This is a genomic window from Clostridium sp. CM041, assembly GCF_055081035.1.
On sequence record NZ_CM143648.1, the window covers coordinates 2,864,260 to 2,879,741 of the forward strand.

Annotated in this window: 12 protein-coding genes; 10 read left to right on the top strand and 2 right to left on the bottom strand. The window is 31.2% G+C overall.

The window, feature by feature from the left end:
- Nucleotides 1–4: 4 nt before the first annotated feature.
- From rfbB to ACWJJT_RS13575, 5 genes are all read left to right on the top strand, one after another.
- Nucleotides 5–1,057, top strand: coding sequence for a dTDP-glucose 4,6-dehydratase (rfbB, locus tag ACWJJT_RS13555; protein WP_462955073.1), 1,053 nt, complete (start codon nt 5–7; stop codon nt 1,055–1,057).
- A gap of 131 nt (nt 1,058–1,188) precedes the next feature.
- A complete protein-coding gene (rfbD, locus tag ACWJJT_RS13560; RefSeq protein ID WP_462955074.1) occupies nt 1,189–2,022 on the top strand; it encodes a dTDP-4-dehydrorhamnose reductase in 834 nt (277 codons plus the stop codon).
- Between the two features lie 326 nt (nt 2,023–2,348).
- Nucleotides 2,349–2,930, top strand: a complete 582-nt coding sequence (locus ACWJJT_RS13565; RefSeq protein ID WP_462955075.1) for a hypothetical protein — start codon at nt 2,349–2,351, stop codon at nt 2,928–2,930.
- 32 nt (nt 2,931–2,962) lie between these two features.
- Nucleotides 2,963–5,119 (top strand): Ig-like domain-containing protein, encoded by a 2,157-nt coding sequence (locus ACWJJT_RS13570; protein ID WP_462955076.1) that lies wholly within the window; start codon nt 2,963–2,965, stop codon nt 5,117–5,119.
- A 478-nt stretch (nt 5,120–5,597) separates the two neighbouring features.
- Nucleotides 5,598–6,692 carry an acyltransferase gene (locus ACWJJT_RS13575; protein ID WP_462955077.1) on the top strand — a complete coding sequence of 365 codons (1,095 nt, stop codon included), beginning with the start codon at nt 5,598–5,600 and terminating at the stop codon, nt 6,690–6,692.
- 98 nt (nt 6,693–6,790) lie between these two features.
- Here ACWJJT_RS13575 and ACWJJT_RS13580 read toward each other — a convergent pair whose 3' ends face one another.
- A complete protein-coding gene (locus tag ACWJJT_RS13580) occupies nt 6,791–6,901 on the bottom strand; it encodes an IS3 family transposase (protein ID WP_462956779.1) in 111 nt (36 codons plus the stop codon).
- A gap of 229 nt (nt 6,902–7,130) precedes the next feature.
- On the opposite strand from ACWJJT_RS13580, the gene ACWJJT_RS13585 reads away from it, so the two are divergent.
- The 4 genes from ACWJJT_RS13585 (at nt 7,131) to ACWJJT_RS13600 (ending at nt 12,904) form a co-directional block, all read left to right on the top strand.
- Nucleotides 7,131–9,716, top strand: coding sequence for an N-acetylmuramoyl-L-alanine amidase (locus ACWJJT_RS13585; RefSeq protein ID WP_462955078.1), 2,586 nt, complete (start codon nt 7,131–7,133; stop codon nt 9,714–9,716).
- Nucleotides 9,717–10,084: 368 nt separating this feature from the next.
- The gene (locus tag ACWJJT_RS13590; RefSeq protein WP_462955079.1) at nt 10,085–11,212 is read left to right on the top strand and encodes an SGNH/GDSL hydrolase family protein; all 1,128 of its coding nucleotides are present in this window, start codon (nt 10,085–10,087) and stop codon (nt 11,210–11,212) included.
- A 165-nt stretch (nt 11,213–11,377) separates the two neighbouring features.
- Entirely contained in the window at nt 11,378–12,373 is a 996-nt protein-coding gene (locus ACWJJT_RS13595; RefSeq protein ID WP_462955080.1) for an LCP family protein, read from the top strand.
- A 114-nt stretch (nt 12,374–12,487) separates the two neighbouring features.
- On the top strand, nt 12,488–12,904 hold the full coding sequence (locus ACWJJT_RS13600) for a hypothetical protein (RefSeq protein ID WP_216302587.1): 417 nt from the start codon (nt 12,488–12,490) through the stop codon (nt 12,902–12,904).
- A 99-nt stretch (nt 12,905–13,003) separates the two neighbouring features.
- Here ACWJJT_RS13600 and ACWJJT_RS13605 read toward each other — a convergent pair whose 3' ends face one another.
- Nucleotides 13,004–14,176, bottom strand: coding sequence for an aspartate aminotransferase family protein (locus ACWJJT_RS13605; RefSeq protein WP_462955081.1), 1,173 nt, complete (start codon nt 14,174–14,176; stop codon nt 13,004–13,006).
- Between the two features lie 439 nt (nt 14,177–14,615).
- Between ACWJJT_RS13605 and ACWJJT_RS13610 the strand changes: the two genes are divergently transcribed.
- Nucleotides 14,616–15,401, top strand: coding sequence for an NlpC/P60 family protein (locus tag ACWJJT_RS13610; RefSeq protein WP_462955082.1), 786 nt, complete (start codon nt 14,616–14,618; stop codon nt 15,399–15,401).
- The last annotated feature ends 81 nt before the right edge of the window (nt 15,402–15,482 follow it).

Here is a 15,482-nt window from a genome sequence, read left to right on the forward strand (position 1 = left end):
AATTATGAAAACTTATTTAGTAACAGGTGGAGCTGGATTTATAGGTGCGAATTTTGTTCATTATATGTTAAATAAATATTCAGATGTAAAAATTATAAATTTAGACAAATTAACTTATGCAGGTAATTTAGAAAATTTAAAAGATATAGAAAAAAATAAGAACTATTCTTTTGTTCAAGGAGATATATGTGACAAAGAATTAGTAGAAAAATTGTTTGCGGAAAATGATATTGATTATGTTGTAAATTTCGCAGCAGAATCACATGTAGATAGAAGTATAAAAGAACCAGAAATATTTGTTAAGACTAATGTTTTAGGTACAGTAAACCTTCTAAATATAACTAAGAATGCATGGGCAGTTGGAGATGGATTTAAAGAAGGCAAGAAATTTATGCAAGTGTCTACGGATGAAGTATATGGTTCCCTCGGCGCAACCGGATTCTTCCTTGAAACTACACCACTAGATCCACACAGTCCATATTCAGCAAGTAAAACAGGTTCAGATTTAATGGTTAAAGCTTATTTTGATACATATAAAATGCCTGTAAATACAACTAGATGTTCAAATAATTATGGACCATACCAGTTTCCAGAAAAATTAATACCATTACTAATAAACAATTGCTTAAGTTATAAAGATTTACCAGTATATGGTGATGGAATGAACATAAGAGATTGGTTATACGTTGAGGACCACTGTAAAGCTATAGATATGGTTATAAATGGTGGTAGAGTAGGAGAAGTTTATAATGTAGGTGGACATAATGAGCGAACTAATATGCAAATAGTTAAAACTGTTATAAATTATTTAAATGAAAATGTAGATAGTGAAATAACAGAAAAACTAATAAGCTATGTTGAAGATAGAAAAGGTCATGACATGAGATACGGAATAGATCCAACTAAGATAAAAGAAGAACTCGGCTGGTACCCTGAAACTACATTTGAAGTAGGAATAAGGAAGACAATAAAATGGAATTTAGACAATAAACAGTGGATGAATAATATTACTACAGGCGAGTATCAAAATTATTATAACAATATGTATGAAAAATAATTTATATATAATGAGACTCTTAGGGTTTTAACTCTGAGAGTTTTGTTTTAAGCACATTTCACTTGGGATAATGGAATTATTGCTTTAACTTGATTTTTAGTTATAAATAAAGTAAAGAGGAGAATGAATTTATGAAAATATTAATAACAGGAGCTAATGGTCAGCTAGGTCGCGAACTTGCTAATCAGTATAAAGGTAAAAAAGGAATTGATTTAATACTTACAGATGTATCAGATTTGGATATAGCAAACGTTAAGGTCGTAAATAGTTTTGTAAATGAGAATAAACCAAATGTAATTATCAACTGTGCTGCACTTACGGCTGTTGATAAATGCGAGACTGAAATAGATATGGCATATAAGATAAACACAATAGGACCTAAGAACTTAGCAGCAGCCGCAAACCAAATTGGAGCAGAAATTGTTCAAGTATCAACGGACTACGTATTCGCTGGTAATGTACATCAATCACTAACAGAGTTTGATTGCGTAAATCCACAAACAGTTTATGGGAAAACAAAGCTTGAGGGAGAAATATTAGTTAAGAATCACAATCCTAAGCATTACATAGTTAGAACTGCATGGCTTTACGGAGACGGAAATAATTTTGTAAGGACTATGATAAATTTAAGCAAAACTAATAAGACATTAAAAGTAGTTAATGATCAAAGGGGGACACCTACAAGCACAGTAGATTTAGCTAAAGTTATAATAAACCTTGTAGAAGACAAAAATTACGGGCTTTTTCATTGTACTTGTAAAGGTGAATGCACATGGTATGAATTCACTAAAGAAATATTTAGGATTAAAGGTATTGCTACAGAAGTTTTACCATGCACAACAGATGAATTTAAAAGACCAGCAAAAAGACCTGAATATTCAGTTCTTAGAAATAGTATGCTAGAATTAACTACTGGAGATATAACTAGAACTTGGCAGGAAGCGATTAATGAATATTTAAAATAGTATATTAATAAATGGCAGGTGTAGAGACCTCTGTCATTAAGAGAGATGTCGCGTTTATATATTTATAAAAAAATCATATTATTCACCTTCAGTTATTTGATTTTGGAACGATAGTATATGTGTAAGAGTAAAAAAAATGTGCTATTATAATATAAAATCAGTATACGTGTCATTTTTTGCTGATTATATTGAATAAGAAACATATAGATTATTATCATAATGGATTTTCTGCTAGTGTATGAATAGTTACGGTAAAAACTATTTATAAAAATCATTTTAGAAAATATGAGTTATCATGATTACAATAAATTAAAGGAGGTAGGTTATTGAATAAAAAACGAGGATTTTTTAAATTAAAAACAAAAAAAAAAATTATGGTATTTGTAATTATTGCGGTTGGGCTTACCGGTATTATTACAATATATAATAATCATCAAAGCAACAAAAAAGAGAAGATGGTTATTCTTCAACAAAAAGAAGTTGATAAAAAAGCTGTGAATGAAAAACAAGAAGAAGTGAATAAAGAGGTTGAAGAAAAAAAATTAGAGGAACAGAAAACGTTGGAAGAACAAAAAGAATTAGAAGAACAGAAAAAGGCTGACGAAGAGAAAGCCCCTAAAAAAGCTAGTGTTGATAGTATGTTGAGTGAAAATGCTAAAAAGGATGAATTTACAAAGGAAAAAGCAATTGGGATAGTTAGTAAAATCACGATGAATAAAAATCCAAGAGTAAAGAATTCATATGATCATATCCAGAAAAGAGACGGGAAAGATTACTATGTTATTCGAGTATATGAGGATATGGCTGACCACATGAGTACACTAGCTTGGTATTATGTTCAAGTTGATACAGGTAAGGTATTTGAATGGGATGTGGTGGAAGATATATTAAAACCCGTAAATCAATAAAATTCTATTGTAAAGGCCAGGTGATATATAAATTGAGAAAGCAAAATATGCAAAAATGGTTATTGTTTATAGGCATGATTTTGTTTGTATTGTATACAAACAAAACTAATACAGTAAAGGCTAATACTGTATTGCCAGCGAAAATGTGTCTAGAGTCACCAATAAATAATCAAGTAGTAGTTGGCAATATGTTTAATGTTAAAGGATGGAGTATAAATCCATCGGGTGTAGCTACAGTAGCAATTTACATTGATAATAAATTTATTAAGAATGCAAGCTACGGTAATGCTAGAGGCGATGTAAATGCTGCATTCCCAGGCTATCCTAATGGAGACAAAAGTGGATACAATTATAATGTGGATGTAAAGTCTATTTCGACTGGGACGCATAAACTTTCGGTTGTATCAATTGGTAAAGATGGAAGTAAACTTCAAATTGATAGGTCTATAATTATTGGCAAAAAAGAGCCTAAAATGTGTCTAGAGTCACCAATAAATAATCAAGTAGTAGTTGGCAATATGTTTAATGTTAAAGGGTGGAGTATAAATCCATCGGGTGTAGATGAAGTAGCAATTTACATTGATAATAAATTTATTAAGAATGCAAGTTACGGTAATGCTAGAGGCGATGTAAATGCTGCATTCCCAGGCTATCCTAATGGAGACAAAAGTGGATACAGTTATGATGTGGATGTGAAGTCTATTTCGCCTGGGACGCATAAACTTTCGGTTGTATCAATTGGTAAAGATGGAAGTAAACTTCAAATTGATAGATCTATAATTATTAACAAAAAAGAGCCTAAAATGTGGATAGAAACTCCAACTAATAATTTTACAACTACTCAAAAGGATGTAAATATTGGAGGGTGGGTATTAAATGATTCAGGCATTAAAGAAATACAATATTACTTAAATGGTAAATTGGTAGGCACTTCTTCTGATGGAATTACAAGAAACGATGTTAATTCTGCATTTCCAGGATACCTAAATGGAACACGAAGTGGATTCTCATTTTCTTTTAATGCATTACAGTTGGTTCAGGTAGGAACACAAAATGTGACAGTTAAAATTGTTGCTATTGGAAAAGATGGTACAAGCTCAATCAGTAGCAGAAACTTAATCTTAAAAAAATCACCTGAAAGATTATGGGTAGAAGCACCTTCAAATAATGATGTTATTAAAAATAATATTAATATAGTCGGTTGGGGGTTAAATGCCTCGGGAGTAAATGCTGTAAATATATATTTAGATAATATTTTTAAAGGTAAAGCAGTATATGGAACTAATAGAAGCGATGTTAATGTAGCCTTTCCTGGATATACAAATGGAAATAAATCAGGTCTAAACTTTAATCTAGATATTTCTAAAACCACACCCGGTAATCATACTATAAAAGTAGAAATGGTAGGGAATGATGGAAGGATAGTTAATCAAAACATTGGTATTAAAGTATACGGTGTGGTTGAATACCATAATTATAATTTGTCTATAGATAAAATGGTTAGTATTCAACTTTCTTCTGGTGCAGTTTATCAAAATACAACAACTTGGACATGGGATCCAGCAAATAGTAGTATGATAAAGGAATATGTTAATCCAGCGAATATTATTAATGATGAATACAGAAAATATGAATTTTTAAAATTAAGTTATAATGATGGTGCTTCAGTTGTAGACTTAAACAATGTCTTAAGGGGAAAGGGAGTATTGAACGGCAAAGGCCAAATGTTTTTTAATTCAGCAAAAGCTAATAATGTGAATCCAATTTATTTAATATCACATGCTATATTGGAAACGGGAAATGGAACTTCAGCTTTAGCAACTGGTATATTAGTAACTTCTGTTGATGGGAAAGCTGTTACTCCAAGGGTAACCTATAACTTATTTGGAGTCGGCGCCTATGACTCGAATGCGAATAAGTATGGTTCAGAATATGCTTATAAGCAAGGCTGGTTTACTCAAGAACAAGCTATAAATGGAGGAGCTTATTTTATATCGAATGGTTATATAAATAATGCCAGTACGAATCAAAATACTTTATATAAAATGAGATGGAATCCTGCGAGTCCTGGAACTCACCAATATGCTACAGATATTAGATGGGCATATAATCAAATATCTAATATAAAAAAAATAACAGAGCTTTGTCCAAACAGTCTAATATATTTTGATATTCCGGTTTATAAATAGTGAAATTTTAGAATGAAGTATACGAGGATTATTATTTGGACAATAATCCTCGTATACTTCATGAAAAGGCAATAGGATAGGGGTTTGTGTTTATAGGGGATTTTTGATAGCGGTTGTATAATCAAATTCAGTAGTTTCAATTTGGAAGTCATCATTTTATGCCCTGAAACTATTTGAAGTTTAAGATTATTTCTATAAAGTAATCGGCATGCTGACATCACCATATTTTGATACTAAAAATAAACCACTACCGTGGGTACCTTTAATTTATACAAGCTGATATCATTTTTCATATGGTGTCAGCTTTGTCGTGCACCCAGCATGGGCACAATCTAATGGGGGAAAGTCACTATCGCGGGTTGATAGTTCCGAGTGAATAGATTGAGACGAGGGTGTCCATGGTGAGTTGGAATCTATGATATAAAAACATTAATTGTAATGTTTTTATATGTAATATACAATAAAGCGGGTGATATTTATGGATAAAAATCGAAAAAGAATGATATATATCGACATTTTAAGGGTTATTGCGACTTTAGCCGTAATTAATATTCATGTAATTTCAAGTAATAACAATAAGCTCATGAATGCAACTCCAAATAATTGGTGGTGGTTTGGAGATGTTTTACTTTCATTATCAAGATTTTCAGTTCCTATTTTTATTATGATAAGTGGAGCATTGTTACTAAGCAATAAAAAGGAAGAAAGTATCAAGGACTTTTTACAAAATAGATTATTAAAAGTATTTGTACCTTTTCTAACTTGGTCTGTAGTTTATATTTTATGGAAAGCACATTTAGAACATAATTTTGAATATATAAATATATTATATATTTTAAAGTCCATAATTACTAAACCGGCATATGGCCATTTATGGTTTGTATATGCAATTATACCGCTTTATTTGATAACACCAATTTTAAGAAGGCGGGTAAAGGATTTAAATAATAATGAATTCGAATATTTTTTTATACTATGGGGTGTAACGACACTATATGAATATATAAGCCGCTTTGCCAAAATTAAAATAGGATTTCATATAGACAATGTAACTGGTTTTATTGGATATTTCATTTTGGGATATTATATGTATCAGGTTGAGATAAGTAAAAGGCAAAGAAAGATATGGTATTTAATTGGCGTTATAAGCCTAGTGGTTACTATTTTAGGAACATATAAACTTACTATTCAAAAAGGGTCATTTGATCAATTTATGCATGATTCTCTACAACCGAATATAATTTTAATAACAATTGCAGTATTTGTATTTTTTAAATATTGTAATTTTAATAATATGCGTGGTAAGAATATTATTATTAAATTGAGCAATGCCTGCTTTACAATATATTTAATGCATCCTTTGGTATTGAATTACTTATCAAAATTTAAATTAAATATATTTACAGTTAATCCATTGTTAGGGAATATACTAACGAATTGGTTGACAATGATAATATGTTTTCTAATAGTATTAGCATTACAGAGAATGCCGTATGTAAATACATTAACTACAGGGCTAAGATCTAAAACAATTGTTAACAAAACTGATAATAGGATAACGTTAAAAGAATAAATTAAAAGATTTTTATGACGATAGATACATTAAAATAGTGATTTTAAGACATGTGAACTGAGCCCTGTCAAGTAGACAAGGTAAATAATAAAAATTATTTAAGTGGCTAAAGCCCTAAATTCCAGGGGGCTAAGGCCATTTAATATTTTTTGTAACCTCTTGGTATTGTGGAAAATAATATATTCTACTGGTACAAATATTCTCTGTATTTATGAAAAAAATCATAGTCATCACCTTCAGTTATTTAATTTTGATACGATAGTATATATGGTAGAGTGAAAATAATGTATTATTTTAACATAAAAGCAATCTACATGTAATTTTTGCTGTTTTATGAGTGGTTACGGCAAAAACTAAAATATAAAAATCATTTTGGAGAGTATGAGATATTACATGTTGGAAAAGCGACTAATCTATTGTAAAGGGGTAATAGCATAAATGAAGAAAAATGGGAGAATATTTTTACTGGTATGTATACTAATAGCCTGTATACTACCATTTGGTAGCGCGAAAGCTCAGGGGAGTGAGCCAAGCATTGAAGCGGGTGGAGGTATTAGTAAGATACAGTTATCACCCAAAACTTGGGTGGACATTTCTCAAAATCCAAAAGTAATAAAGGGTAATGAGGAAAATATACGAGGATGGGCAATTAACAAAAATGGTATAAAGGAGATACAAATATATTTAAACAATAAATTTATAGGTAAAGCTAATTATGGCATGAGTAGATCAGATGTAAGTGCCGCATATCCTAATTATCCTGGTGGAAGTAAGGTTGGATTTACATATAAGCTAGATACTAGTATCATAAACACTTCTACGGCTAATTTAACCATAAAAGCGGTGGGGAATAACGGAGATATGCAGCAACATACTATTACTTTAAAAAAAGAACCTATAACCTGGATTGAGAACCCAACCTCCAGTAAATATTTAAAGGGAATAAATTTGCAAGTTGGTGGGTGGGCATTAAATCCCTCAGGTATTAAAGAGATGAGGGTTTATGTAAATAACGTCTTATGTGGGAAAGCTAATTATGGGTTAAGTAGGCATGATGTAAAGAAGGTTTATCCTTACTATATTAATTCTGACAAGTCAGGTTTTAATTATACTATTAATTCTAATAAATTAGTTGTAGGGAAAAATGTTATAAAAGTAGTGGCGGTAGGAAATAACGGAAGTATTAAAGAAAATAGTAAATTGATAGAAGTTTATTCAGGCAGTAATAGGATGAATGTTGATTCCCCTAGTTATAAAGTTAATGGTCAATCAATAAACGTTAGGGGATGGGCTCTGAACCTTTCAAAGATAAAACAAGTTAATATGTATTTAAATAACAAATTACTTGGTATGGCTACCTATGGAATTGTTAGAGCAGATGTAAGCAAGGTTTTCCCAGGGTATCCTAGTGGAGATTATAGTGGGTTTAGTTACAAGATCCCTTTAAAGAACATTTCACCAGGAAGTTATGATTTGAAAACAGAAGCAGTAGGCTTAAACGGAACAAAAGTAATCATAAATAAAAAGATACTAGTAGAAAAGAAGGAGCCTTTAGGTTATATAGAAACTCCAGTCAATAGCAATATAGAAAATAATACTGATATAGGAATTAAAGGATGGGGTTTAAATGCAGAGGGAGTTAAAGCGGTCAACGTTTATGTAGATAAACAGTTAAAGGGTAAAGCACAGTTCGGATTAACAAGGAACGATGTTAATGCAGTATTTCCGGGATATATAAATGGTGCTAAAGCTGGTTTTCAATACAAACTAAGCTCTAATGGAATTTCACCCGGAAAGCATTTATTACGTATAGAAATTATTGGTAATGATAATAGTTCACAAATTATTTCGAAGCAATTAAACATTGTTAGTTTGCAACCTAGAGCCGCCCTTAATGATATTGGCGATCTTAAAAAAGATAAATCTTTAGTTATAGGTGGTTGGGCTTTAAATAAGTCGGGCATCAATCAAGTTAAGGTTTATATTGATGGCGTATACAAAGGTAAAGCGGAATATGGAATAAGTAGAGCGGATGTAAACTCGGCATTTGGTGGTTATCCTGCAGGAGATAAAAGTGGATTTAGTTTTACTAGTTCATTGAGTAGCTTGTCTATTGGTAAGCATTCCGTTAAAATTACTGCAGTAGGAAAAGATTCAAGTGAAATATCTACCATAAAGAGTTTTAATTTGCAAAAATTAAAACCGGATATGAATATTGAAGCGGATTTTAAAGATTGCGCAGATTTAACTGACAGAAAAGAAATATTGATACGTGGATGGGCATTAAATGACGCCAAAGTCAAACAAGTTGATATTTATTTAGACGGTAAATTCAAAGGAACTGTTTCGGCGAGTGCACTTCGATGGGATGTCCAACGTGCTTTTCCCAAATATCCACATTCACTTAACTCAGGTTTTGCATATAAACTAGGGGTAGAAGGTATTGGATTTGGAACGCATTCAATTGAGGTAAAGGCTAGAGGGTATGACAATAGTGTTGCTTCTAAAAGTATACGCTTTAAGACACAAAAAACTATTGCTGTAGATATAGGACATAATGTAGTTAATGATAACAATGGGACGGAAAATGATTTGAATATGCAAGTTGGATTAAGAGTAATTGAGAAGTTAAAGAGTTTAGGATATAGAGTAATAAACACGCTACCTAAAACTGCTACCTCTGAAACAAATTCTCTGCAGCAAAGATCAAACGCAGCTAATTCAAATAATGTTGATATTTTTGTATGCATTCACCATAACAAATTTAGTGGTACAGCTTATGGTACAGAAGTTTATGCTAATGACGATGTTAGTAAGCAATATGCTGCGAAAGTATTAACTAACATCACTAGAGATCTAGGGTACAATAATAGAGGAGTAAAGTATGGTGATTTTTTTGTTTTAAATCACATTAATGCACCAGCAATTTTGATTGAGTGTGCATTCTATGATAATAATAGTGATATGAAAAAGTGGAGTGCAGATAAGATTGCAACTGCCATCGTTAACGGCATAACAAAATAATTTATAAAGGTAAGGAAAGTGCGAAAGCGTATATACCAGAGTTATACTTATTTGTAGTTGTGCGTACGACTCAAATGCGAATAAGTACAGTTCAGAATATGAATATGATATAGATATTAGGTGGTCATATAATTAAATAATTAATATAAAAAAACTTGGTGAAAGCCAGCGATGAAAACTGCTGTATATATTTCGGCAGTTTTTTTCGCGTTGTTAAAAGCATAATTCAATGACATCATAGATTACTTAATCATTTAATTTGTAATTATAATGAAAAATATTATGCGTATATGGGAATATTATAGTAAAATAGTAAATATTATAGTATAATTACGTTAGGATAATTTATATTTAAGGGGTGACTTGACATGAAGAAAGCTTTATCAATTTTAACTATATTGTTAATTATAGTCGGAATTTGCGCAATTGGCGTCGGCGCTACTCGTAATAATAAAAATGAAAAAGCGCTTGTTGCTTCAGCAAAACTAAGCCGCGAAGGAAATTCAACTGAAGAAGCAAGGACCTCGAATTTGAATTTTTATGAGAATCTTTCTGAAAATCAGGATATAAATGCTTTGATAATAGGAGACAGTATAGGTCAAAGTAATGGTTCATCTAATGATGATAAAAAGTGGTCTAACCTAATAGTAAAAGATGTTAAGCAAAAATATAAATCGACTATGACAACGGATTTTATTACGGCTGATAATACAACAGGAGTACGTGCCTGGGTTGAATTGAATAATACTAAACCTACAAAAAAATATGATGTAGCATTTATATGCTTTGGACAAAAGGATCAGTGGAATATAAAACCTGAACAATTTGGACTTTTCTATGAGAGTATTATAATTAAACTTAAAGGATCGAATCCCAATATAGAAATAATACCAATTATGGAAAGTTCACTTAGAGAATATAACGCCTATTCAAGTGTTATAAAAGATTTGTCAAAGCATTATAATCTTCAATATGCTGATACTATTAAAGGGTTTATTAGTTCTGGTGAAACATATGAAAATTTAACAACAGATATAGAAATTCCTAATGATAAAGGCTATAATCAATATGCAACTACAATTGCAAAGGTTATTAACGATAATTATGCAGCTAAGAAAAAAACAAACAGTAAGTGCAGTGCTTTTTACAAAGATACTAGTAAATTAAATAAATTTGTTTTTGATGATTCTCCTGATTTAAATACTGGGTTTGATTTAGAAAGTGGAATGATTTCTAATGAAATTTCAGACAGTTTAACCTTTAATACAACTAGTAGTGTTGCAATTATACATTTTATGCGCAAGCCAAATGGCGGGAAATTTAAAGTATTTATTGATGATAAGTTTGAATGCGAAGTAGATACTAAATCAAAGGTCGAGGTTAGTTATTCTAATTTAATATCTGACGATTTAGAAGGCCCGCATAAGATTAAAATTGAAATATCATCTATAAATAAAGGAGAAACAGTTAAAATCTTAGGACTCGCTACAAATTAATTGCAGGATAAAATGATTTTACATAGCGTTTAGATAAATATTGCATAGGACAAGAAAAGGGGATATAATAATCAGAGCACTATATGTGGGAAATTAGAGAAGAGAAAAATATAAAAAATTAGTGTTTTCAGAATGATTATGCAACATATGATGGAAGGGGAAAATATGAAGAAGAAGAAAAAATCAACAAAGATTGTTTTAAGTTTATTTATGATTGGTGTATTAATTTTTGGGGGAGCTTTTGGTTACACTTTTTATACACTTAGCAAAATGAATAATGTAAAAATAACGAAAACCGATGAGGCTCTAGGTATTAAGACTGATTCATCACCTCAAGCAGAAAAGGATACTGGAATAACAAACATTGCTTTCTTTGGTTTAGATAGAAGAACCGCGAAGGAACCAAGTCGTTCAGATTCTATAATGGTACTTTCAGTGGATACAAAAAACAAGAAAATAAAAATGTCCTCTATTATGAGAGATACATATGTAGCGGTAAAAGGACATGATGAAACAAAGATTACCCATGCATATGCTTACGGTGGTGCACCGCTCGCTATAAGAACTCTTAATGAGAATTTTGATTTAAATATTAGAGATTATGTTGCCGTTGATTTTTTTAATCTTGAAAAGATAATAGATAGTATTAACGGAGTAACTATAGATGTTGCTCAAGATGAAATTAATTTAATGAATAGTTATATGAATGAAACTGCTGGAATTGAAGGGAAATCAATAACTAGAATTACAAGTTCGGGACCTCAAACTTTAAATGGACTTCAAGCTGTTGCATACTCACGAATACGTTATACCTCTGGAGGAGATTTTAAGAGAACTGAAAGACAAAGAACTGTATTAACAGGTATGCTCACAAAGATTCAGTCACTAGGGGCAACTGAGTTCCCATCTGTTGTTTCTAAGCTTCTACCTCTTACTGAGACAAGCATGAGTAGTATGGATGTAATGGCGCTTGGGACAAAAGTGATTGCGTCTAAGACAACTACTTTAGAGCAGGAGAGATTTCCAGTGGATGGCTACTGTAGTGGAAAAACAATAGGCGGAGTTTGGTATTTGAAGGCGGATCTTAAGGCTACTACAGACCAAATCCATAAATTTATTTACGAAGACGCAAAGCCTGTGTCTAAAACACCACTCTTTTAGAGTAAGTTAAATTTTAGTTAACACAAGATAGCGAGGAAAACTACTGAAATATATTTCGGTAGTTTTCTTCATAATATAAGAGAAAATAATAAAAAAATAATTAGGAGGCTGGGTATGGTTGAAATGTTAAAAGTTATGGTTTCAATAGTTAATGAATTACATGATCTAATTGAAAATTTTTCTTCAGGTTTTAATACGCAACTTGATGATAAGCAGCTTCATTTTATCGTAATAGCAATAATTGGTATGCTTATTTATTTTGTAGTTAATATGGCATTTAAGGCTATGGCAAAATATAGCATTTCTATTTTATCTTTTATATATACATTTACTGTACTTTTGGTTATTGTTTTTGCTATCGAACTGGAGCAGAAGCTTACCAATCGCGGCCAAATGGAATTTGCTGATATAGTGGCAGGAGTGTGGGGGTTCATAGCAGTTTTTGCTGTTTATATAATAATATATAATTTAATTTCTTTTATTAAAAAGAGTATAAAAAAAATACATACTGGGAAACATATAGAAAGATAATGTATCCCCCTAAGATAATTATCTTTTCAAAGCTATAACATAAAGATGCCACTCAAATAGTGAGTGGCATCTTTTGTCATATAAAAAAATCTTAATTTATTAAATTCCGATTTCAGATATTACTAACTCAAGGATTTCTAAAGCATCATCAAGTTCTGCTTTTGTTATATTAAGTGGAGGTAGTAATCTTATTACATTATCTCCAGCTGAAATAACAAGAAGGCCTTTGTCAAAACACAATTTACAAAACTCCTTTGTGTCGGTTTTTAGTTTTATACCAATTAATAGACCCATACCGCGTATTTCATCTATTATCTCATATTTTGCTTTGATATTTAATAACCTATCCAACAAATAAAAACTCTTCTCGTCAATTTCATCTATGATTCCACCATCTACGAGTTCTTTTAAAACTGCGAGAGCAACTGCACATCCAAGAGGATTTCCACCAAAAGTGCTTCCATGGTCACCGGGTACAAAAGCCGTTGAAGCTTTTACATTGGTAATAGTTGCGCCTATTGGGAATCCGCCGCCAAGAGCTTTTGCGGTGCAGATTATATCAGGGATAACAGAGAATTTCTTATAAGCAAATAGACTTCCGAGGCGTCCCACTCCACATTGAACTTCATCAAAAATTAGTAGAGCATTGTATTTGTCACAAAGAGTTCTTGCTTCTTCTAAGAACTCTTTGTTTGCTGAAACAATTCCGCCTTCTCCTTGAATTGGTTCTATTATAATGCCACATACTTTTTCGTCGAAATTCTTTTTTAAATCGTAAGTATCATTAAAATTCACTTTACGTACACCGTCCATTAAAGGTCTAAAATCCTCTTGATATTTCTCCTGACCTGTGACAGAAAGAGCGCCTATAGTTCTACCATGAAAAGAATTACCCATATATAAAATTACATTTTTATCTTTTGTACCTGTTAATTTTCCGTATTTTCTTGATATCTTTAATGCAGTCTCCACAGCCTCAGTACCACTGTTACAAAAGAATACCTTGCTATGATCACAGTTATCTATTAACTTTGTTGCAAGCAGCGTGAGGGGAGTATTCCAATAGTAATTTGATATATGAATAAGTTTACTGCTTTGCTCAGTTATAGCGTTTATTATAGCAGGATGGCTATGTCCAAGGCAATTTACTGCAACTCCTGAGAGGAAATCTATATATTCACGTCCATTTGCATCATAGATCTTGCATCCAAGCCCTTTTTCAAAAGTAACGTCATATCTTCCGTAAGTGTCCATTATATAATTTTCTATCATTTATTTACTCCTTCGCTGTTATAATTTTAGTTCCACAATTTTTAATTACATTACTATCTTGACCACTTATACCTATGGCATTAGTACTACATCTTCTACAAAGGCCAACTTTAATATGGAATTTCCATTAAATTTTATGAACTTTGCAACTTTTGAATTATTATACACTAATATGAATAAGTATTCAATATAATAATAATTTTTTTATAAGGTTATTGTATAATCACTTTTAACATTAAATTTAATTAAGAGGTGGGCTATAGTGAAATCTATAATTCTTCTATGGTACCTTAAAAAATGTATAATTATTCAATAAATGTTATTATAATAATATGTACATACTTATAAAAATAATACAATTACTATTTATTTGGAATGTTTTATTTTTTATTGAATAGAATAGTATTAAGTTACTATATATTTAAAAAGTGGGTGAAACATGAGAATGACGTTTAAAGGTGCCAAAATAGTAATAAATATATTTTCTGCAATAGTCTTGTTTCTATTTGTTTTTATTATATTAACGCCTACACATAATCCGGTTAGAAGTCGTACAAGCCTAAGTAATATACCAAAAATATCTCCATTTTCTTTAAAAGACAGTGATATAAGATATATCGACAAAGCCGATTCCGATATTCCAAAAGTTAAAGATGTAAGTAAGTCTGATGATTTAAAAATTGAGAGTCTTAACAAAGCAAAGGCAATGACTGAAGTAAAATGGATACCTAAGCGTAATATGGTTGATAAGAGTTGTTCTTATACTTTTATTAAAGGAAAAGTATATCAGGGGGTACCATATAGTATGGACCCATATCAAGTTTCATCACCGAGTGATTTTCTAAATAAGATTAATAAAAATAAAGGGCTATATGGTAATGACTGTTCTGGTTTAGTTAGTGCAGCTTGGGGCATAAAAAGGCAGACTACTCTTACTCTTTATGATGAGGTAAAGAGCAAGAAAGGAAAAAAATTTGTCAGCCAAATATCCTGGGATGATTTGAAACCTGCAGATGCTTTGCTTTTAGATAATGGCAGAGGAAAAGGACATATTATGCTATATATAGATTCAGATAAGAAAAACAGTGATAATTTAAATGTGTATGAACAAAACATACCTACAGTTACACCCTATGAGCCAATTCCAGTAGCAAGAAAAGATGTAAGATCGAAAAATAAATTAATGAAAAAAGGGTACATACCTATTAGGTTAATGTCTATGTAAGGGAGTAAAAACTTGGTAATGCTTGGAGAGAGGAAACTACTAAAATAAATTTTGGTAGTTTTTTCGTCGTGAAGGAAAGGT

What these genes read in the sequence shown, in the direction of transcription:
- rfbD (WP_462955074.1), top strand. Translation starts at nt 1,189, where the DNA reads ATGAAAATATTAATAACAGGAGCTAATGGTCAGCTAGGTCGCGAACTT.
- rfbB (WP_462955073.1), top strand. Translation starts at nt 5, where the DNA reads ATGAAAACTTATTTAGTAACAGGTGGAGCTGGATTTATAGGTGCGAAT.
- ACWJJT_RS13610 (WP_462955082.1), top strand. Translation starts at nt 14,616, where the DNA reads ATGAGAATGACGTTTAAAGGTGCCAAAATAGTAATAAATATATTTTCT.
- ACWJJT_RS13590 (WP_462955079.1), top strand. Translation starts at nt 10,085, where the DNA reads ATGAAGAAAGCTTTATCAATTTTAACTATATTGTTAATTATAGTCGGA.
- ACWJJT_RS13600 (WP_216302587.1), top strand. Translation starts at nt 12,488, where the DNA reads ATGGTTGAAATGTTAAAAGTTATGGTTTCAATAGTTAATGAATTACAT.
- ACWJJT_RS13575 (WP_462955077.1), top strand. Translation starts at nt 5,598, where the DNA reads ATGGATAAAAATCGAAAAAGAATGATATATATCGACATTTTAAGGGTT.
- ACWJJT_RS13595 (WP_462955080.1), top strand. Translation starts at nt 11,378, where the DNA reads ATGAAGAAGAAGAAAAAATCAACAAAGATTGTTTTAAGTTTATTTATG.
- ACWJJT_RS13585 (WP_462955078.1), top strand. Translation starts at nt 7,131, where the DNA reads ATGAAGAAAAATGGGAGAATATTTTTACTGGTATGTATACTAATAGCC.
- ACWJJT_RS13605 (WP_462955081.1), bottom strand. Translation starts at nt 14,176, where the DNA reads ATGATAGAAAATTATATAATGGACACTTACGGAAGATATGACGTTACT.